Origin of the sequence: Cryobacterium zhongshanensis (genome assembly GCF_022760445.1) — a bacterium.
Taxonomy (GTDB): domain Bacteria; phylum Actinomycetota; class Actinomycetes; order Actinomycetales; family Microbacteriaceae; genus Cryobacterium; species Cryobacterium algoricola.
Genome location: NZ_JALGAR010000001.1, coordinates 904,129 through 922,221, shown reverse-complemented (window position 1 = coordinate 922,221; position 18,093 = coordinate 904,129). Strand labels below are relative to the sequence as shown.

General features: G+C 70.4%; 14 protein-coding genes. 7 read left to right on the top strand and 7 right to left on the bottom strand.

The genetic code is table 11. The features are described 5' to 3' along the window. Window positions 1-16: 16 nt before the first annotated feature. The 4 genes from MQH31_RS04210 to MQH31_RS04195 form a co-directional block, all read right to left on the bottom strand. Window positions 17-1,129: a hypothetical protein gene (locus MQH31_RS04210; RefSeq protein ID WP_243011039.1), complete on the bottom strand. Its 1,113-nt coding sequence runs from the start codon at window positions 1,127-1,129 to the stop codon at window positions 17-19. A 94-nt stretch (window positions 1,130-1,223) separates the two neighbouring features. Beyond that, window positions 1,224-1,871 (bottom strand): MerR family transcriptional regulator, encoded by a 648-nt coding sequence (locus MQH31_RS04205; protein ID WP_243011038.1) that lies wholly within the window; start codon window positions 1,869-1,871, stop codon window positions 1,224-1,226. Window positions 1,872-1,873: 2 nt separating this feature from the next. Then, window positions 1,874-2,836, bottom strand: coding sequence for an NAD-dependent epimerase/dehydratase family protein (locus MQH31_RS04200; protein ID WP_243011037.1), 963 nt, complete (start codon window positions 2,834-2,836; stop codon window positions 1,874-1,876). Between the two features lie 198 nt (window positions 2,837-3,034). After that, window positions 3,035-4,390, bottom strand: a complete 1,356-nt coding sequence (locus MQH31_RS04195; RefSeq protein WP_243011036.1) for a M18 family aminopeptidase — start codon at window positions 4,388-4,390, stop codon at window positions 3,035-3,037. Between the two features lie 77 nt (window positions 4,391-4,467). On the opposite strand from MQH31_RS04195, the gene MQH31_RS04190 reads away from it, so the two are divergent. Both MQH31_RS04190 and MQH31_RS04185 read left to right on the top strand, forming a co-directional pair. Beyond that, window positions 4,468-6,942: a glycoside hydrolase family 65 protein gene (locus tag MQH31_RS04190; protein ID WP_243011035.1), complete on the top strand. Its 2,475-nt coding sequence runs from the start codon at window positions 4,468-4,470 to the stop codon at window positions 6,940-6,942. A 78-nt stretch (window positions 6,943-7,020) separates the two neighbouring features. Then, on the top strand, window positions 7,021-7,611 hold the full coding sequence (locus MQH31_RS04185; RefSeq protein ID WP_243011034.1) for a DUF2510 domain-containing protein: 591 nt from the start codon (window positions 7,021-7,023) through the stop codon (window positions 7,609-7,611). Here the strand turns inward: MQH31_RS04185 and MQH31_RS04180 are convergent. Then, the gene (locus tag MQH31_RS04180; RefSeq protein WP_243011033.1) at window positions 7,608-8,330 is read right to left on the bottom strand and encodes a hypothetical protein; all 723 of its coding nucleotides are present in this window, start codon (window positions 8,328-8,330) and stop codon (window positions 7,608-7,610) included. The genes MQH31_RS04185 and MQH31_RS04180 overlap by 4 nt on opposite strands. Window positions 8,331-8,389: 59 nt before the next feature. Here MQH31_RS04180 and MQH31_RS04175 point away from each other — a divergent pair, with 59 nt between their 5' ends. Both MQH31_RS04175 and MQH31_RS20830 read left to right on the top strand, forming a co-directional pair. Further along, complete coding sequence (locus tag MQH31_RS04175) at window positions 8,390-10,558, top strand: RecQ family ATP-dependent DNA helicase (protein ID WP_243011032.1); 2,169 nt, start codon at window positions 8,390-8,392, stop codon at window positions 10,556-10,558. 127 nt (window positions 10,559-10,685) lie between these two features. Continuing rightward, the gene (locus MQH31_RS20830; RefSeq protein ID WP_243011031.1) at window positions 10,686-12,812 is read left to right on the top strand and encodes an acyltransferase family protein; all 2,127 of its coding nucleotides are present in this window, start codon (window positions 10,686-10,688) and stop codon (window positions 12,810-12,812) included. A gap of 20 nt (window positions 12,813-12,832) precedes the next feature. On the opposite strand, the gene MQH31_RS04165 is transcribed toward MQH31_RS20830, so the two are convergent. Continuing rightward, the gene (locus MQH31_RS04165) at window positions 12,833-14,416 is read right to left on the bottom strand and encodes an ABC-F family ATP-binding cassette domain-containing protein (RefSeq protein WP_243011030.1); all 1,584 of its coding nucleotides are present in this window, start codon (window positions 14,414-14,416) and stop codon (window positions 12,833-12,835) included. Between the two features lie 68 nt (window positions 14,417-14,484). Further along, the gene (locus MQH31_RS04160) at window positions 14,485-15,372 is read right to left on the bottom strand and encodes an ADP-ribosylglycohydrolase family protein (protein WP_243011029.1); all 888 of its coding nucleotides are present in this window, start codon (window positions 15,370-15,372) and stop codon (window positions 14,485-14,487) included. 303 nt (window positions 15,373-15,675) lie between these two features. Between MQH31_RS04160 and MQH31_RS04155 the strand changes: the two genes are divergently transcribed. From MQH31_RS04155 to MQH31_RS04145, 3 genes are read left to right on the top strand one after another with little or no spacing between them, the layout of a single operon-like run. Then, window positions 15,676-16,515, top strand: a complete 840-nt coding sequence (locus MQH31_RS04155) for a transporter substrate-binding domain-containing protein (protein ID WP_243011028.1) — start codon at window positions 15,676-15,678, stop codon at window positions 16,513-16,515. A gap of 7 nt (window positions 16,516-16,522) precedes the next feature. Then, window positions 16,523-17,191 carry an amino acid ABC transporter permease gene (locus MQH31_RS04150; RefSeq protein WP_134532827.1) on the top strand — a complete coding sequence of 223 codons (669 nt, stop codon included), beginning with the start codon at window positions 16,523-16,525 and terminating at the stop codon, window positions 17,189-17,191. Then, window positions 17,178-18,092 carry an amino acid ABC transporter ATP-binding protein gene (locus MQH31_RS04145; RefSeq protein ID WP_279238328.1) on the top strand — a complete coding sequence of 305 codons (915 nt, stop codon included), beginning with the start codon at window positions 17,178-17,180 and terminating at the stop codon, window positions 18,090-18,092. The genes MQH31_RS04150 and MQH31_RS04145 overlap by 14 nt, the downstream gene beginning before the upstream one ends. The last annotated feature ends 1 nt before the right edge of the window (window position 18,093 follow it).

Here is an 18,093-nt window from a genome sequence, read left to right as displayed (position 1 = left end):
GAGACCGGCACGCCCGCTACGGTTTCGGCAGGCTGCTAGCGGAACGGCGGGCGCGGGCTGCCGAAACCGGCGCGGGCGCGGTCTCCGGTGCTGCAGCATCCGTCGGTGACAGGGTGGCGCGGGAGGCGGCGGACAGTACGAGCGTCGCCGCCACCGCGCCGACGGCGACGAGCGCGACGGTGAGGGTCGTCACGAGCGCGTCCGGGTGCACGATCGACTGCCCCGCGAGCGCCTGGCCGGTCAGGATCGCGAGCACGCCGAGGTAGAGCCCGATCACGATCCAGATGAGCCGCGACCGCACCACCAGGTCACGCAGCACGGCCAGCCGGGAGGCGAGCACCTCGAGCAGCAGGACCGTGAGCGGGATCACCTGGAGGGCGTGCATGCCGACGAAGTGCGGGATCCGCAGGTCACCCGCGACGGTGCTCCAGCCGAGGAACGGCAGCCCCGGGCCACCGTCGGGGACGCCGACGGTGTGCGCACCGACGATGCCCTGGAAGGCGTCGAGCTGCGCGGCGGTCGGCCCGGTCATCAGGAACGCGAGTCCCATCCCGATCACGGCGATCACGGTGCCTGCCCGGATCGCAAGCGACCGGGCCGGATCGCCGAGGTCCGTGCGGAACAGCAGCACCGCTGCGACGAGGGCGGCCATCCAGACGACCACGATCGAGAAGGCCATCACCGACCAGAGTGTCGTGGACACCGGGGTGGACACATTGAAGTGGCTCGTGATGCCGACTGCCGCGGCGCCGACGATGATCACCATCTCGATGACGAGCCCGATCGTCGATACCGTGCCGATCCACCAGGCCAGTCGGCGTCGGCGTGCGGAGAGGAGCCCGAGCAGCCAGGCGAGGCTCGCCGCGTAGACGAGCACGCTGATCGAGAACTTGAGCGGCTTGGCCCAGATCGGCGAGCCGGTGAGGGTGCGCTGATCCACCAGCAGGCCGACCACGCAGATCACCACGAGTACCGCCATGGCGGCGGACGCCGCGAGCAGTGGTCGGTGCCAGGTGAGGGTGCGCAGCGCGGGCCAGGCTGTGGTCGGTCGTCGACCGGCGGCGGCGGCGGATGCCGACGGTGCCGCGAGGCCGGACGTCGGGGTCTCTGGAAACTCGGGGGTGTTCATGGGGCGCTCCCTGTTCTGTCGCGTGGTGCTCTGTCGGTGGCGGTGCGGTAGCTCGTGCGGTCGTGCGGTCGTGCCTCGTGCGGTCGTGCGATGTTCAGGACGTCTGGTCTGGTGCGGACTCGGGTGCCCCGTCCGGCGGAACGCTGTAGCGGAGGGCGGAGATGTGTTCCTGCGCGGCGCGGCGGAGGCCGGAGAAGAGCTTGTCGCCGAGAACGGTGCCGACCACGACGGTCTCGCCCTTCCCTGCCCGGTCGACCCGGGCATCCAATTCGTCGATGTCGGCCTCGGCGGCCAGCAGGGCGGCGGCGGCGTAGCGGTCGAACCAGCCGCGGGCGTCGACCTGCCCGACCTCGGCGAAGGTGTCGACGACCCGAGCAGCGGCCAGTCGACCGGGGTTCGCCGCAGAGACATGCCAGCCGGCGGTGAGGGCGTCCACCCGGGCCAAGGCTTCCGCGCTCACCGTGGACGGGTCGACCGTGGCCGACACCGAGTGCTGGGCGATCTCGAACGTCTCCGGAAGCGACCGCTCGGAGTCGATGGCCTCGAGCACCCGCCGGACGGCCGCGACGCTCAGCCCGCCGACCTCGGTGAGGCCGCGAATCAGGCGGATGCGGTCGAGGTGCGTCTCCGCGTACAGCGCCTGGTTCGGCCCGGAGTGCGCACCGCCCGCGAGGATGTTCTCGCGCTGGTAGTACTTGATCGTCGCAACGGGGGTCCCGCTCCGGGCGCTCAGCTCTGCCATTCTCATCGACGTGCGCCCGTCGCAGGCGGGCCGGCAACAGCGAGGTCGCGATAGCTCGCAACGACCGCCGGGAGCGATTCGTCCCAGGGCGTGGCCGCGACCCCGAGCAGCCGTTCGGTCTCGGCGGCGTCGACCACAAAGGGAGCGGTGAACTGGTAGTCGGAGTCGTTGGCGGCGCGGATGAACGGCACGAACACCCCCAGCACGCGCAGCAGCGCGGAGCTCAGCCTGGCGAGGCTTCCCCGCTTGCCCGTGAGCGCGTTGACCCGGGCGGCAAGCTCGGTGCGGGACAGCGGTTCGGCCGCCGGCACGTGCCAGGCGCGACCCCACGGCCCGCGGTAGTCCGCCGCTGCAAGGAGGGTCGCGACGATGTCGGGCAGGTAGCACCAGCTGTGCGCGGCGTCGGGGCTCCCGAAGACGCGGGCGGTCTTTCCGGCGATAAGCGGACCGAAGAAGGCGCTTCCCAGCTGGGAAGTCTTGCCTGCGCCCGGGCCGAAGTAGTCGCTCGCGCGCACCTCGACGACCTGGATCTCGCCCCGCTTCGCGGCGGAGAGGGCGAGTTCCCAGCCATCGGTGCGTACCCGGCCCTTGGGCTCGGTCGGATGCTGCGGCGTCGTCTCCGTCATCGGCATCGGGCTGCCCTCGCCGTAGCCGTAGAGGTTGCCCATCAGCACGAGCCGGGCCCCGGACCGGCGGGCGGCCTCGACCGCGGCCCGGAACATCGGCGGCCAGAGCTCTGGCCAGCGGTGGTACTGGCTGGGGCCGGTGACGAGGAAGATCGTCGCAGCACCCTCGGCCGCCGCCGCGAGGGCATCCACGTCCGAGGCGTCGACGACGAGGGCACGGGCGCCGGGGACGACCGTGCCGCTGCGGGTGGCCAGGGTGACGCTGTCCCCACGTTCGACAAGCGCCGCGGCGAGCGCCCTGCCGATGTACCCGGCGCCGACAACGAGTTGGTCAGTCATGAGTCCTCCTTGAGTGGCGGCGTGCGCTCGCCCATTCAGATACCTGAACTATCTGATGCTCAGAGTAGCAGATACAAGAGCTATCCGATAGTGACACTATCCAGATGTGCCCGGGCAACGCCGCTGAGGTGTCGCACATCGACCTTCCTGAGCCGACTGAACCTCGATTCGCGACACCTCACGGGACCTCAGCGGCGGCTAGGCCTCCGGGGCGAAGAAGGCGCCGATCGCCGCGCTGAGCGCGACCGGGTCGGCCACGTGACAGAGCTCGCGGGCGGAGTGCATCGACAGCAGCCCGATGCCCACGTCGACGGTGTGGATGCCGAGCCGGGTCGCGGTGAGCGGTCCGATCGTGGAGCCGCACGGGACCGTGTTGTTCGACACGAACTCCTGGTAGGCCACGCCCGCCTGCGCGCAGGTGCGGGCCCAGAGGGCGGCACCGGCCGCATCCGTCGCGTAGCGCTGCGTCGCGTTGATCTTGAGCAGCGGGCCCGCGCCGGGCACCGGCTGGTTCGCCGGGTCGTGCTTCTCCGGGTAGTTCGGGTGCACGAGGTGCCCGGCGTCGGCCGAGAGGCACCAGGAGCCGGCGTACGCGCGCAGCCTGTCGGAGGCGGATGCCCCGAGTCCGGCCCCGATCCGGGTCAGGACATCGTCGAGAAGCGGCCCGCTCGCCCCGGAGCGGGTCTGGGAACCGAGTTCCTCATGGTCGAACGCGGCGAGCACGCTCGTGCTCGGGACCACGCCGGCGGCCGCAGCGACACCGGCCGTGTCGTCGTCGGCCACCGCGAGCAGCGCGACCAGTCCCGCGTGCACGGACGAGAGGTTGTCGAGGCGTCCCGCGGCGAAGAGGGTGCCGCCGAGGCCGAAACGCGCGGGGGCCGCGGAGTCGGCGGTCAGGAGGTCGTACCCGGCGACATCCGCGGCCTCGAGCCCGGCCAGGCCGGCGAGGTGGGCGAGCAAGTCGGCCGCGGCGAGGTCGCCGACCCCGTAGACCGGGTTCAGGTGGCGCTGGCGGTCGAGGGTGAGGCCGTTGTTGGCATCGCGGTCGAGGTGGATGGCGAGCTGCGGGATGCGCAGGAACGGGCCGGTGCGCACGAGGTGTTCCGTGCCGTCACGGGTGACGAGCCGCCCGGCGAGCTCGAGCTCGCGGTCGAGCCAGGAGTTGAGCAGCGGGCCGCCGTAGACCTCCACGCCGGCCTGCAGCCAGCCCTTGCTGCCGATGGTCGGCTTCGGCTTGAGCTTGAAGCCGGGCGAATCGGTGTGCGCTCCGAGAATGCGGAACGGCGTCACCGGGCCGGCGCCGGCCTGCTGCACCCAGGCGACGACCGCGCCGTCGCGGACGATGAACTGCCGCCTGGCCACGGCCGAGACCGCGCCGATGCCCGCGCCCTCGGCGTTGCCCGGCCACTCGTCGCGCTCGTCGAGCCGGGTGAATCCGCCCGCCTCGAGCCGCCGGGCGAGTTCCGCGGCGGCGTGGTACGAGGACGGCGATGCGGCGATGAAGCCGGCGAGGTCGTCGATGTACTCTGGGTTCGAATCCGGTGCGAAGGTCATCCTCCTATCCAAGCACCGGCCGACCACCACCCTGCACGCGGGCTCACGCCGGGCGGACGACAGCAGAAGGGTGCGCCATGGTCCCGATCGGCCGGCCGAGCATGGTCGAGGGCGCCATCCGGGGCGACGACGTCTGGACGCTGCGCTTCGAGGGCTTCGACCCGGCTACCGAGGGGGTCCGCGAAGCCCTCTGCGCCCTCGGCAACGGGTACTGGGGCACGCGGGGTGCCGCCCCCGAGTCGTCAGCGGATGCCGTGCACTACCCGGGCACCTACCTCGCCGGCGTCTACAACCCGGTGCACACCGACCTCGGCAGCCATTCCCGCGACGACGAGCACATGGTCAACGCCCCCAATTGGCTCGCCCTGTCGTTCCGCATCGGCACCTCAGGCTGGTTCCGGCCGGACGATCCGGGAGTCCTGGACTACCGGCAGGAACTCGACCTCCGGCGCGGCCTGCTGACCAGGGTCATCCGCCTGCGGGACACCGACGCCCGCACGACGACCATCACCTCCCGGCGCTTCGTCTCCCAGGCCGACCCGCACGTCGCCGTGCTCGAGACGACCTTCGAGGCCTCGGACTGGTCCGGCCCGGTGACGGTGCGTTCGGCCGTCGACGGCCGGGTCGCGAATCGGAATGTGGCGGCGGATGCCGCACTCACGAACACGCACCTGATGCCGCGCACCCAGGCCGAGGTCGACGCCCGGACCGTGCTGCTGGAAATGGAGACCACCGTCTCAGGCGTGCACATCGCGATGGCGGCGCGGACCAGGGTCGTCGAGGGTGACCCGGCCGGCACGGATCGGTCACGAGCCCCCCGCGAGATCGGGGTGCCCCGGCGATTCCTCAGCGAGCCAGGCCGGGTCGGGCACGAGTTCGAGCTGCACCTCGAACCGGGGCGCCCGGTCCGGGTGGAGAAGACCGTCATCGTCGGCACGTCGAGGGACCGGGCCGTCGTGTCGGCGCCCTTCGCCGTGACGGCGTGGATGCGCAGGGTAGCCGACCCCGCCGACCTCCTGATCGCGCACGAGCGGGAATGGCGCGGGCTCTGGGACGAGTTCGCGGTGACCCTGGACGACAACGAACACCAGTCCCTCGCACTCAACCTGAACACGTTCCACGTGCTGCAGACCCTCGCCGGCGTCGACGCCGACCTCGACGCCGGCGTCCCGGCCCGCGGCCTCACGGGTGAGGGCTACCGGGGCCATGTGTTCTGGGACGAGGCCTTCGTCTACCCGGTGCTCACGCTCCGCCGCCCCGACCTCAGCCGCGCCCTGCTCGGGTACCGCTACCGGCGCCTCGACGAGGCCAGGGCCGCAGCGAAGTCCGCCGGCTTCGAGGGCGCGCTGTTCCCCTGGCAGAGCGGCATCGACGGGCGCGAGGTGACTCCGACAGAGCTGCTCAACCCGCGCACGGGCGAGTGGATGCCCGACCATTCCCACAACCAGCGCCACGTCGGGCTGGCCATCGCGTACAGCGTGTGGACGCACTATCAGGCCACGGGGGACGTCGAGTTCCTCATCCACGAGGGCGCGGAGCTCCTGCTCGAAGTGGCCAGGTTCTTCGCGTCCCTGGCGACCTACGACGAGGGCGCCGACCGCTTCGACATCGCCGGAGTGATGGGGCCGGACGAGTTCCACGACGGCCTTCCCGGAGCGCCGGGAACCGGACTGCGCAACAACACCTATACCAACGTGATGACCGCCTGGGTGCTGGCACGGGCCGTCGACACGGTCGGCGTCCTGAACGGGCGGAGTTGCCGCCCGCTCTGGAACCGGTTCGGGTTGCGCCCCGGCGAGATCGACCGCTGGCGGCACATCGGCAGCCGGCTCCGGGTGCCCTTCCTGCCGGGCGGCGTGCCCGCACAGTTCGAGGGATACGCGAGCCTCCCCGAGTTCGACTGGGCCGGTTACCGCGCCCGCTACGGCGACATCGGCCGTCTCGACCTGATCCTCAACGCCGAGGGCGACAGCACCGCCAACTACCGGGTCTCGAAACAGGCAGACGTGCTGATGCTGCTCTACCTCTTCTCGGCGGAGGAACTGCGCAGCCTGCTGCACCACCTGGGCTACCCGCTGCCGCCGGAAGCCGTCGTGGCCACGGTCGCCTTCTACGGAGCCCGGTCGACGCACGGGTCGACCCTGAGCAACGTCGTACACTCCTGGGTGGAGGCCCGTCGGGACCGGGAGCGTTCCTGGGAGTTCCTGACCCGGGCGCTGGACAGCGACCTCGCCGATATCCAGGGCGGTACGACGCACGAGGGCATCCATCTCGGCGCGATGGCGGGCTCTGTGGACATGATGGTGCGCTGCTACAGCGGCCTCGAGATCCGCGACGACACCCTCTGGCTGCACCCGGTGCTCCCCGCGGAGCTCGGCGCGTTCTCCTTCAGCATCAATTACCGGGAGCAGCCGATCCGGATCGAGCTCACGCCGACGAGCCTGCGCCTGACGCTCAGCGCCGGCGGCGCCCCGCCGATCCGGGTTCGGGTGGATGGCCAGGGCGCCTGGCTCTCCCCCGGCCAGGTCCGCGACTTCCCGTTGGTCCCGTAGCGGAGGGCCTAGACTGGCCGCACGCGACAAAGTGGGGGCACAATGACCGACGGATCAGGCAATTACATTCCACAGCCCGTGGCGACACCCCCGGCGGGATGGTACCCGGATCCCGCGGGCACACCGCGCCGGCGCTGGTGGAACGGGGTCGCCTGGACCGAAGACCTGCAGTATCCGGAGCCTCCCGTCTATGGACGCATCGCGCCGACCGTTGTCGGCCCGGACACGCCGGTGTACGGCCCGTACATCTGGATCATCGTCCTGCTGCCGGTCCTCTCCCTGATCTCGTTCGCCACGATGGACCTCGGGGCCATCTTCAACCAGGCCATGACCAGCCGGTCCGGGAGCCCGTACACCGTGGAGTATGTGCTGGGCCAGTTCCTCGGCCTCGCCGTGTACGGCGCGACGGTCACCCTCGCGTACTTCGACCGGCGCCGCCTGATCAACGCAGGGTTCGTGCGGCCGTTCCACTGGGCGTGGGCATTCCTCTACTCCGGCGTCTACGTGATCGGACGGTCCGTGGTCGTGCGCGACCGCGTCGGGCGGGGCCTCGCCCCGATCTGGGCGTGGGCGGCCATCCTCACCGGGTCGACGGTGCTGTCCATCGCCAAGCTGGTGGCGTTCCTGCCGCTCCTGGAGATGATGATCAGGACGAGCGCCTCGCGCTAGACCTCGCTCTGCAGGGCCGCGCGGGCGAAGGCCGCCCCGCCGGGGGTGATCGTCCACTGCCGGTAGTCCCCGGGCTTCCGGTCGAAGACGCCGAGGTGCGTGAGGAGCCGCCACTTGCCGAGGACGACCTGGAAGGCGGCATCCTTCGACAGGCGCTCGCCGTTCTTCTGCCCCCAGCCGATGGTCTCAAGGCCGAGCGCGAGAGCCTGCTGGAAGAGCGCGGCCTCGGTGAAGCCTCGCCGGGCGATGAGCACCAGGAGGAGGCTCGTGGCATCCGCCTCAACGGGCGAGCGGCTCGTGCGGATGGTGCGAGCGAGATGCCACCAGAGTTCGCGCGGGTTCTCGGCGAGCGCGCGTCCCCTGCTCGTGAGCATGAGCCGGCCCTTGCTCACCCGAAGCAGCCCGACCCGGCGGAGGTGGTCGCGCAGTTCCTGCAGCGGGAGCATGTTCACCTCGCGGTTGACCGTCTCGGGCCAGCCCCAGTCGAGTTCCGTCGTCGCCGCGAGCACATCGACCGGCGGCAGGTAGCCGGCATCGGTGAGGCGGATGCCGTCGGCACCGACGCGGCGCAGGATCCACTGGACGTGTCCCACCATCCGGTGCATCGCCCGCTCGGGCAGCAGGATCGTGTCGTTGACGCGGGCCTCGGCGAGCACGAGCCGGAAGCCGGCGATCGCGTCGGGGTGCATGCGGGATTCGAGTTCCTGGGTGACCTTCACGCTGCGAGCCTACCGAGCGTCCCGGCAGGACTGTCAGCGGTACCTGCGAAGCTGGGACGATGACCGACACCCGGACCGACACCCGCGCATCCGCCCGTGAGATTCTGCGCACCCTGGTGGGGCGTGACGACGCCGACTTCCACGAGGGTCAGTTCGAGGCCATCTCCACCCTCGTCGACGACCGTCGCCGCGCGCTCGTGGTGCAGCGCACCGGCTGGGGGAAGTCGGCGGTGTACTTCGTCGCGACCCTGCTGCTCCGCCGCCAGGGCGCTGGCCCGACCATCCTCGTCTCGCCGCTGCTCGCGCTGATGCGCGACCAGGTCGCCGCGGCCGCCCGCGCGGGCGTGCGTGCGGTGTCGATCAATTCCTCGAACGCGCACGAGTGGGCCGGTGTGCTCGAACAGCTGCGGAGGGACGAGGTCGACGTGCTCCTGGTGTCCCCCGAACGGTTGAACAACCCGTCGTTCCGCGACGAGCAGTTGCCCGCGCTCATCAGCCGCGTCGGCCTGCTCGTCGTCGACGAGGCGCACTGCATCTCCGACTGGGGCCACGACTTCCGCCCGGACTACCGGCGGCTGCGCGACCTCATCGCGACGATGCCGGCCGGGGTTCCGGTGCTCGCGACCACGGCGACGGCGAACAGCCGCGTCGTGACGGATGTCGCGGAACAGCTCGCGCCGGCGGCGGCGGCGTCGGCATCGGCATCGGCGGCAGGTCAGCCGGCGGGGCCCGGCGTCGTCACCATCCGCGGCCCGCTCGCGCGCGCCTCCCTGCGGCTCGGCGTGCTGCGGCTGCCCGACTCGCGAGCCCGGCTCGCCTGGCTGCTCAGCCACATCGATGAGCTGCCCGGCAGCGGCATCATCTACACCCTCACCGTCTCGGCGGCCGAGGACACCGCCCGGCTGTTGCGCGAGGCCGGTCACGCCGTCCGCGCGTACACCGGCCAGACCGACACCGCGGAACGCGAGGAGTCCGAGGGCATGCTCAAGCGCAACGAGGTCAAGGCCCTCGTCGCCACGAGCGCCCTCGGCATGGGCTTCGACAAGCCGGACCTCGGCTTCGTGCTGCACCTGGGCGCCCCCTCCTCCCCCGTCGCGTACTACCAGCAGGTGGGCCGCGCCGGGCGCGCGACCGAGAACGCCGACGTGCTCCTGCTCCCCGGCATCGAGGACGAGGCGATCTGGCAGTACTTCGCCACCTCGTCGATGCCGAGCGAGCACAAGGCGGAGGCCGTGCTCGGCGCCCTCGGCGACGCGGGCGGGCGGCCACTCTCGACGCCGGCGCTCGAGGCGCGGGTCGACCTCAAGCGCTCCCCCCTCGAGCTGTTGCTCAAGGTCCTTGACGTCGACGGCGCCGTGCGCAGGGTCACCGGCGGCTGGGTGTCGACCGGGCAGCCCTGGGTCTACGACCAGGTGCGCTACGAGCGCATCGCCGCCGCCCGGCTCGCCGAACAGCAGTCGATGATCGACTACGAGCGCACGACAGGCTGCCGGATGGAATTCCTGCAACGCGCCCTCGACGACGACACCGCGGTGCCCTGCGGTCGCTGCGACAACTGCACGGCGGCCTGGTACCCGTCCGACGTCGCCGTGGCGGCGGCCTCCGCCGCCGCCGCCTCGCTCGACCGGGTCGGCGTCGAACTCGAACCGCGCGCCCAGTGGCCGACCGGGGTCGCGAGCCTCGGGGTCGACGTGCGCGGCAACATCCCGGTGGGCGAGCGCCTCGCCGCGGGCCGCGCCCTCGCCCGGCTCACCGACCTCGGCTGGGGCGGGCCCCTGCGCGACCTGTTCGCGGTCCAGGCGGCGGATGCCGCGGCGAGCGCCGCGATGACGAGCGCCTGCGTGCGGGTGCTCGCCGACTGGAACTGGGAGGAGCGACCGGCCGCGGTGATCAGCATGCCGTCGCGGCGGCATCCGCTTCTCGTCGCCTCTGTCGCCCGCGCCCTCTCGGAAGCGGGGCGCCTGCCCTGGCTCGGCTCCCTCGACCTGGTCGGCGGCGGCCCGGACGGCAGCAGCGGCGGCAACAGTGCCTATCGCCTCGCCGCGGTGTGGAACCGTTTCGAGGTCGGGGCAGAACTCGCCGCGGCACTGGCGCCGTTCGCCGGCAAGCCGGTGCTGCTGGTCGACGACCTCGCCGACAGCCGGTGGACCCTCACCGTCGCCGGGCGGCTGCTGCGCCGGGCGGGCACCTCGGCCGTGCTGCCGTTCACTCTGGCCCTGCGTTCCTGAGTTCCTGCGTTCCTGAGTTACTGAGTTCCTGAGCTCCTGAGTTCCTGAGCTCCAGACGCCGGGCCCGAATCGGCGAAGACACATTGTTCCGGTAGGCTCCCCGAGGCATTCAGAACCTGGGAGACCCGTGACATCGACGCTCAAGACCGAGAGGCCTGCTCCGGCGACGCCAGACGAAACCACCGTGCGCCGGGACATTCAGGGCCTGCGCGCCGTGGCCGTCGTCGCCGTCGTGCTGAACCACGTGATCCTGTGGCCGACCGGCGGTTTCATCGGCGTCGACATCTTCTTCGTCATCTCGGGGTTCCTGATCACCGGGATCCTGCTCCGCGACCACGAGGCAACCGGCACGATCTCGCTCCGACGCTTCTACGCCCGGCGCATCCGCCGCATCGCACCGGCCGCGGTGACCGTGCTGGCCGTCACGGCGGTCCTCGCCCACTTCCTGTTCAACAGCTCCCGGGCGCTCTCGACGCTCTGGGACGCCGCCTGGTCCTTCGTCTTCGCGGCGAACTGGCACTTCACGGCCATCGGCACGGACTACTTCCACGCGACCGACCCGGCCTCGCCGCTGCAGCCGTACTGGTCACTCTCGGTCGAGGAACAGTTCTACCTCGTCTGGCCGATCGCGGTGCTCCTCGTGCTCTCCGTGGGCGCGAAACGCCTGGGGAGCGCCCGCCGCGGCAGGGCCGCCCTCGGTGTGGTGGCGGTCGTCGTCATTGTTGCGTCCTTTTTTTATGCCCTCGGTGAGAGCGCGACCACACCGGCGGCCGCGTACCTGTCCACGTTTTCCCGGGTCTGGGAGCTCGGCGTCGGTGCCCTCCTCGCCGCGGCGGCGCCGCTGTTCCTGAAGATCCCCGTTGCGCTGCGCGGGCTCCTCGGCTGGGCCGGCCTTCTCGGAATCCTGGCCGGCTTCTTCCTGATCGACGACACCCTGGCGTTTCCCGGCCCCTGGGCGGCCGTCCCCGTCGCGGCGACCGCGCTCGTGATCGTCGGCGGGATCACCGGCCCGCAGCACTACCTGTTCCCGCTGACGAACCCGCTCAGCGTCTGGATCGGCGACCTGTCCTACTCGCTCTACCTCTGGCATTTCCCGGTGATGGTGTTCCTGCTGATGGCGGACCCCACGCTCAGCGTGCAGGTCATCCTCGGCATGATCCTCGCGCTCTCGATCGTGTCGTACTACCTCATCGAACAACCCATGCACCGGTCGCCGTGGCTGCAACGCTTCGGCGGCTCCGCGGAGTCGAGCCGCCTCGCCTGGCGCACCTGGCGGGAGAAGTTCGGCTCCCAGTTCATCCTGGCCGGGTTGAGCCTGTTCGTGATCGCGACCGTGATCGGTGTCAGCGCTCAGGTCACGCTGCACGGCACGAGCGCGCCGGCCGCGCCCATCGCCGCGCCGGGCCCCGTGGAGGATCCGACAGCGCAGCTGCAGGCCGACCTCGGCGCGGCCGCCTCATCGACCGAGTGGCCGGGCACCCTCTCCCCCTCGCTCGACGACGCGATCGCGACGACGTCGAACAACAACCCGGCGAAGGGCTGCTTCGAGATCGGAAGCACGCCGAACTTCGACGGGTGCACCTGGGGCAACTCGGACGCCCCGAACCAGATGTACCTCGTGGGCGACTCGACGGCCCTCGCATACGCCCCCGCGTTCAAGGCCATGGCGGAGGGCAGCAACGGGCAGTGGAAGATCACCACGATCGGACTGTACGGCTGCCGGTTCACCGCCGTGCCCGTGCAGAACGACGGCGCCGGCGTGATGGATGCCTGCCCCCAGCGTAAACAGGACGTGGCGCAGCGCATCGTGGCCGACAACCCCCGGCTCGTCGTGATCTCGAACGCGTACGCCCTCGGCAAGATGCCCGACCGGACCGCTCTCTCCGCGGAGACCCTGGTCGCGTCGACGGCCGCGGAGGCAGCTACCTACAACGCTGCGGGCCGGATCGTCTACCTCGCCCCGCCGCCCCTCGGCGCGAACCTCGGCCAGTGCTATTCGCCGGTCTCGAGCCCGCAGAACTGCAACACGGGCATCGACCAGGCCTGGCAGGACTTCGCGGCGGCCACCACCGCGTTGAACGGAACCGGCAGCTACTTCGTGTCCTCGCTGCCGTTCAGCTGCTACAACGGCGCCTGCCCCGCTTTCGCGGGCACGATCCCGACCAAGTACGACACCGTGCACATGACCGCAGCGTATTCGGCCCACATCGCGCCGGCCATCCGTTTCGCCTTCGGGGCACTCGGCCTGATGTAGGCGCGCCGTTTCCGGCGAGCTCAGGCGACCCTGACCTCGATCTCGCCCGGTTCGGCGGCCTCGCTGCCGAAGACCAGGAACCGGTTGGCGATCTTGTCCGTGAAGAACCTGTCGTGGCTGACGACGACCACGGCCCCGGGGAAGTGCACGAGGGCGCGCTCCATCACCTGGGTGCTCGACAGGTCGAGGTGGTTGGTCGGTTCGTCGAGCAGCAGCACGGAGGCCCCGGAGAGCAGGCACTGCGCCATCGCGACGCGCGCCTTCTGTCCGCCGGAGAGGTTCCCGATCGTCTGCTTGAGGTCGGCCTCGGAGAACTGGAACATCGCGAGGAAACGGTTCACCGATTTGCGCGTCGCGGTGAACGCGAGGCTGCCGGGCATGGCGTTGACCGCGTGCGTGACCGTGTCCTTCTCGTCGAGCTCGGCGAGGACCTGGTTGTAGCTGACCGGCGCGATGCCGCCCGCCCAGGTCACGGACCCGGAGTCGGCCTTCTCCTCGCCGTCGAGGACCCGGAGCAGGGTGGTCTTGCCGCTGCCGTTGGCGCCGAGCACCACGATCCGGTTGCCCCGCCGGACCTCGAAGCTCAGGTCGGAGAACAGGGCCTTGTCGCCGTAGGACTTGCTCAGGCCCTCGACCCGGCAGAGCACGTCCTTGACGTGCAGGCCGCGGTAGATCTCCGTGATGATCTGGTCGACCGGGCGGGGAGCCCGCGCCTTCTTGATCTGAGCCAGCTGGCCGTCGAGGGTGCGGCTCGCGGCCTTCGCCGCCTCCCGGCGGTCGGAGATCCCCTCTGACTCGAATGCGAGGAGTTCGGATTCGTGCACGAACTGCTGTTCGAGAGTCTTGAGCCGGAACTGCTTCTGGATGACGTACTCGCCGAAGTTGCCGGGGTACTCGTGCAGGTGGAAGTTCTCGACCTCGATGATGCGGGTGACGACGGCGTCGAGGAACTTCCGGTCGTGCGAGACGATGATCGCCGCACCGTGGAAGTCGCGGAACCAGGCCTCGAGCCACTCGACGCCGGCGACGTCGAGGTAGTTGGTGGGCTCGTCGAGCAGGAGGACGTCGGGGTCCTCGAGCAGGATCTTGGCGAGCGCGGCCCGGTTGCGCCAGCCGCCGGAGAGCTCGTCGATCGCGCAGACGCGGTGGGCCTCGTTGAAACCGAGGGTGCTGAGTGCCGTGTCGATCCGGCGCGGGTAGTCCCAGCCGCCGAGCCGGTCCATGTCCTCGAAGAGTTCGGCCTGGCGGTGCAGGAGCGCGTCGTAGTCCGTGGCCACGGCGATCGCCGCGTCGATGGACGCGAGTTCGGCTTCGATGGCCTTGATCGGGGCGAAGAGGCCGTGCAGGACCTCGGTGATCGTGGACGAGCCGTCCAGTTCGGAGAACTGCGAGAAGTACCCGATCGAGACGCCGCTTTCGAGCGTGACGGTTCCGGTGTCCGGTCCCACCTGGTCGAGGATCAGCTTGAGGATCGTGGTCTTCCCCGACCCGTTCTTCCCGATCAGGCCGACGCGGTCGCCAGTCTCCAAACGGAAATGGGCATCGCGCAGGATCTGCGTCTTCTCGAATCGAACACTGACGTCGTTCAGCCTGATCAGGCTCATTGCTGCTGTCCTCTCGAGGGACGCCCAGGGAATTCGGCGAGCGGAGCCCAGTCGAGTCTACAAAACCCTCAGCGCAGCACGTCCATCCGGGCGGGGTCGTCGGGGTCGTGCGGCACCCCGCTGCGGGTGGACAGCATCCCGAGGCGCACGAGGTCGATGCCGAACAGGCCCGGCCGGCCGTGCAGGCGACGGCGCCAGGCCACCGGGACGGCCTCGAGTCCCCACCGGCCCGCGAGCAGTGCGCCGGCGGCGGCCACGCTGGCGGGGTCCGCGCCACTGTGCGCAGCACGGGAGATCACCTGTTCGACGAGCGAGGCATCCGCAGCACCGGCCTCGCCGAGGATCGCCCACGCGCCCTGCAGCACGCCACCGACCGCGCCCACGCGCTGCACGTCGACCGTCCGCCCCTGCCCGGCCGCAGCGAGGTGGGCTTCCCAGGCGGCGCGCGCCTCTGCGGGCAGGGTCGCGAGTCCGGCCCGGGGATCGAGGCGGCCCTCGAGGATGGCCACGCGGAGCGAGAGCCCGAAGAGCACAGCCGCATCGCCGGCGCCGGTGTCGGTCTCGGTGTCGGCGTCGGCGTCGGTACGATCCGATCCGGTCACCGCCGTTCCGCGCCCGGAGCTGACCAGCCGGGCGGCTTCGGCGAGCGCAACCGGGTCGTCGAGGAGGGCGAGTGCGACGGGCGCCGTTCGGAGCAGGCGTCGGCCGGCCGCGAGCCGCACCGCCTCCGGATCGGCGGCTCCCGGACCCGAGGCTCCCGGTTCGGCGTCTGCGCCGAGTTCCTCCCAGAGGTCCGCCTCTCGGGGGTCGCGGCCGTCGGCCATGAGCAGCGCGAGGTCCACGGCGGCGGCCGTCCGCTCGGACCACGCGAAGTCGTCGCCGGATGCCAGGGCGTCCCCGGCGGCGAGCCCCAGCAGGACAGCGGCGGACCGATCGTGCTGTTCGGGTGTGACCACAGCGACCTCCCTGACAGGAGCGACGACATCGGATGCGCGCAGCATACGTCCCGGCCGCACGGCCGACAAGGTCGAAACCCCCGTCGACCACCCCCGTTCGCGATACCGGAGAACGGCCGGCGGGGCGTCATCGCGCGTCATGGGAATAGTCGGAGTCGCCTGCTCCTTGTTAGTCTTCGGACGTCCCCGGTGAATGCACCAGGCCCGGAGACTCCCTCCCGTGAAGGACCGCCACCCTGGTCCTCCACCTTCCGAAGCGTCAAACCGGCGGTTCGATTCCCTGCATTCGCGTTAGGCACTCCCATGAAGCTCAAGTTCTCCTCCGCGGTCGTCGCGGGAGCCATCGTCACCCTCGCGGCACTGTCGCTCACCGCGTGCGCCGCCGGCGGCACCGCCGGAAGCACTGCCGGAAGCACGAACGGCGCATCGACCGCCGACGATTCCCTCACCAAGGTGCAGAAGGCCGGAACACTCACCGTCGGCACAGAGGGCACCTACCGCCCGTTCTCGTTCCACGAGAATGGTTCCGGGGACATCACCGGCTATGACGTCGACGTCGTCAAGGCCGTCGCGGCCAAGCTCGGTGTCAGTGCCACGTTCCAGGAGACGCAGTGGGACGGCATCTTCGCCGGCCTCGAGGCCGGCCGCTTCGATGCGATCGCCAACCAGGTCTCGATCACTCCCGAGCGCACCGCCAAGTACGTCTTCTCCACCCCGTACACCTACTCGACCGGCGTCATCGTGGTCAAGGCCGACAACACCTCGATCACCTCGTTCGACAGCCTCTCCGGAAAGACGACCGCGCAGTCGCTCACGAGCAACTGGAACACTCTCGCCACCCAGAGCGGCGCCAACGTCCAGGCCGTCGAGGGCTGGGCCCAGTCGGTCGCCCTTGTCGAGCAGGGCCGGGTCGACGCCACGATCAACGACAACCTGACGTTCCTCGATTACAAGAAGAACAACGACGCCTCCGGCCTCAAGGTTGCCGCGACGACGACCGACAAGTCGGAGAGCGCCCTCGCGTTCGCCGGCGGCAGCACCGCCCTCGCCACCGCGGTCGACGCCGCCCTCGCCGATCTGGCCACCGACGGTACCCTGACCTCGATCTCGGAGAAGTACTTCGGGGCCGACGTCTCGAAGTAACCAGCCGATGACTCAGTCGAACTGGGATCTCGCCCTCAGCGCGCTGGGCCCGATCCTGATGGGCGCCATCCAGGGCACGATTCCGCTCGCGCTCGTCTCGTTCGCGCTCGGTCTCGTGCTCGCCCTCGCCCTCGCGCTGATGCGGCTGTCCCGGCTACGCTGGCTCTCCGCGATCGCCCGGGTGTTCATTTCGATCGTGCGGGGAACCCCGCTGCTCGTGCAGCTCTTCGTGATCTTCTACGGGCTGCCGTCGCTGGGTCTGCTGATCGACCCGTGGCCGAGCGCCGTGATCGCCTTCTCCATCAATGTCGGCGGGTACGCGGCCGAGGTGATCCGTGCCGCGATCCTCTCCGTGCCCCAGGGCCAGTGGGAGGCAGCGTGGATGGTCGGGATGTCGCGCCGCAAGGCCCTGACCCGGATCATCCTGCCGCAGGCCGCCCGCGTCTCCGTCCCCCCGTTGTCGAACACCTTCATCAGTCTCGTCAAGGACACCTCCCTCGCCTCGCTGATCCTCGTCACCGAACTCTTTCGACAGGCCCAGAAGGTCGCGGCCTTCAGCCAGGAATTCATGCTGCTCTATCTCGAGGCCGCGCTCGTGTACTGGGTGATCTGCCTCGTGCTCTCGACCGTGCAGAGCCGGCTCGAAAAGCGATTGGACCGCTATGTCGCCCACTGACACCCCGCTCGACCCGCCGCGCGAACCGCAGACCGAACCGCAGCCCGGCGACGGGACGGCGCCAGTGGCATCCGCTGCCCTGCTGACCGTGCGCGGCCTGCGCAAGAGCTTCGGCACGACCCGGGTACTCGAATCGATCGACCTCACCGTCGGCAGGGGCCGGGTGCTCGCCCTGATCGGCCCCTCCGGCTCGGGGAAGACCACGATTCTGCGCTGCCTGAACGGGCTCGAGACCGCGGACGGCGGCACGATCACGATCACCGCCGCGGAAGCAGACCCCGAGGCCGCAGGCGCAGCACCCGCCGGCACCGCGACGAGCACCGGGACGGGCACCGAGCTGACGGTCGACTTCGGCGCAGCGGGGGGCCCGCGCGACAAGCAGCTCGCGGCCCTGCGCGACCGGTCGGCCATGGTGTTCCAGAACTACAACCTGTTCCCGCACAAGACCGTGCTCGAGAACGTGCTCGAGGGACCGGTCGTGGTCCAGCGCCGTCCGAAGGCCGAGGTCACCGCGGAGGCGCTCGCCCTCCTCACCCGGGTGGGTCTGGCCGACAAGACGGATGCCTACCCGTTTGAACTCTCCGGCGGCCAGCAGCAGCGGGTCGGCATCGTCAGGGCTCTCGCACTCCGGCCCCAGCTTCTCCTCTTCGACGAGCCCACCTCATCCCTCGACCCTGAGCTGGTCGGAGACGTGTTGCGCCTGATCAAGGAACTCGCGATCGAGGGCTGGACGATGGTGATCGTCACCCACGAGCTCGAATTCGCCCGTGAGGTCGCGAGCGAGATCGCCTTCGTCGACGGCGGCAGGATCGTCGAACACGGCGATCCGAAGCAGGTGCTCCGGCACCCGCGCGAGGAACGCACCCGGCAATTCCTGCACCGCCTGCTCAACCCGTTCTGAA

What these genes read in the sequence shown, in the direction of transcription:
- MQH31_RS04195 (WP_243011036.1), bottom strand. Translation starts at nt 4,390, where the DNA reads ATGACCTTCGCACCGGATTCGAACCCAGAGTACATCGACGACCTCGCC.
- MQH31_RS04200 (WP_243011037.1), bottom strand. Translation starts at nt 2,836, where the DNA reads ATGACTGACCAACTCGTTGTCGGCGCCGGGTACATCGGCAGGGCGCTC.
- MQH31_RS04210 (WP_243011039.1), bottom strand. Translation starts at nt 1,129, where the DNA reads ATGAACACCCCCGAGTTTCCAGAGACCCCGACGTCCGGCCTCGCGGCA.
- MQH31_RS04175 (WP_243011032.1), top strand. Translation starts at nt 8,390, where the DNA reads ATGACCGACACCCGGACCGACACCCGCGCATCCGCCCGTGAGATTCTG.
- MQH31_RS04205 (WP_243011038.1), bottom strand. Translation starts at nt 1,871, where the DNA reads ATGGCAGAGCTGAGCGCCCGGAGCGGGACCCCCGTTGCGACGATCAAG.
- MQH31_RS04155 (WP_243011028.1), top strand. Translation starts at nt 15,676, where the DNA reads ATGAAGCTCAAGTTCTCCTCCGCGGTCGTCGCGGGAGCCATCGTCACC.
- MQH31_RS04150 (WP_134532827.1), top strand. Translation starts at nt 16,523, where the DNA reads ATGACTCAGTCGAACTGGGATCTCGCCCTCAGCGCGCTGGGCCCGATC.
- MQH31_RS04145 (WP_279238328.1), top strand. Translation starts at nt 17,178, where the DNA reads ATGTCGCCCACTGACACCCCGCTCGACCCGCCGCGCGAACCGCAGACC.
- MQH31_RS04190 (WP_243011035.1), top strand. Translation starts at nt 4,468, where the DNA reads ATGGTCCCGATCGGCCGGCCGAGCATGGTCGAGGGCGCCATCCGGGGC.
- MQH31_RS04165 (WP_243011030.1), bottom strand. Translation starts at nt 14,416, where the DNA reads ATGAGCCTGATCAGGCTGAACGACGTCAGTGTTCGATTCGAGAAGACG.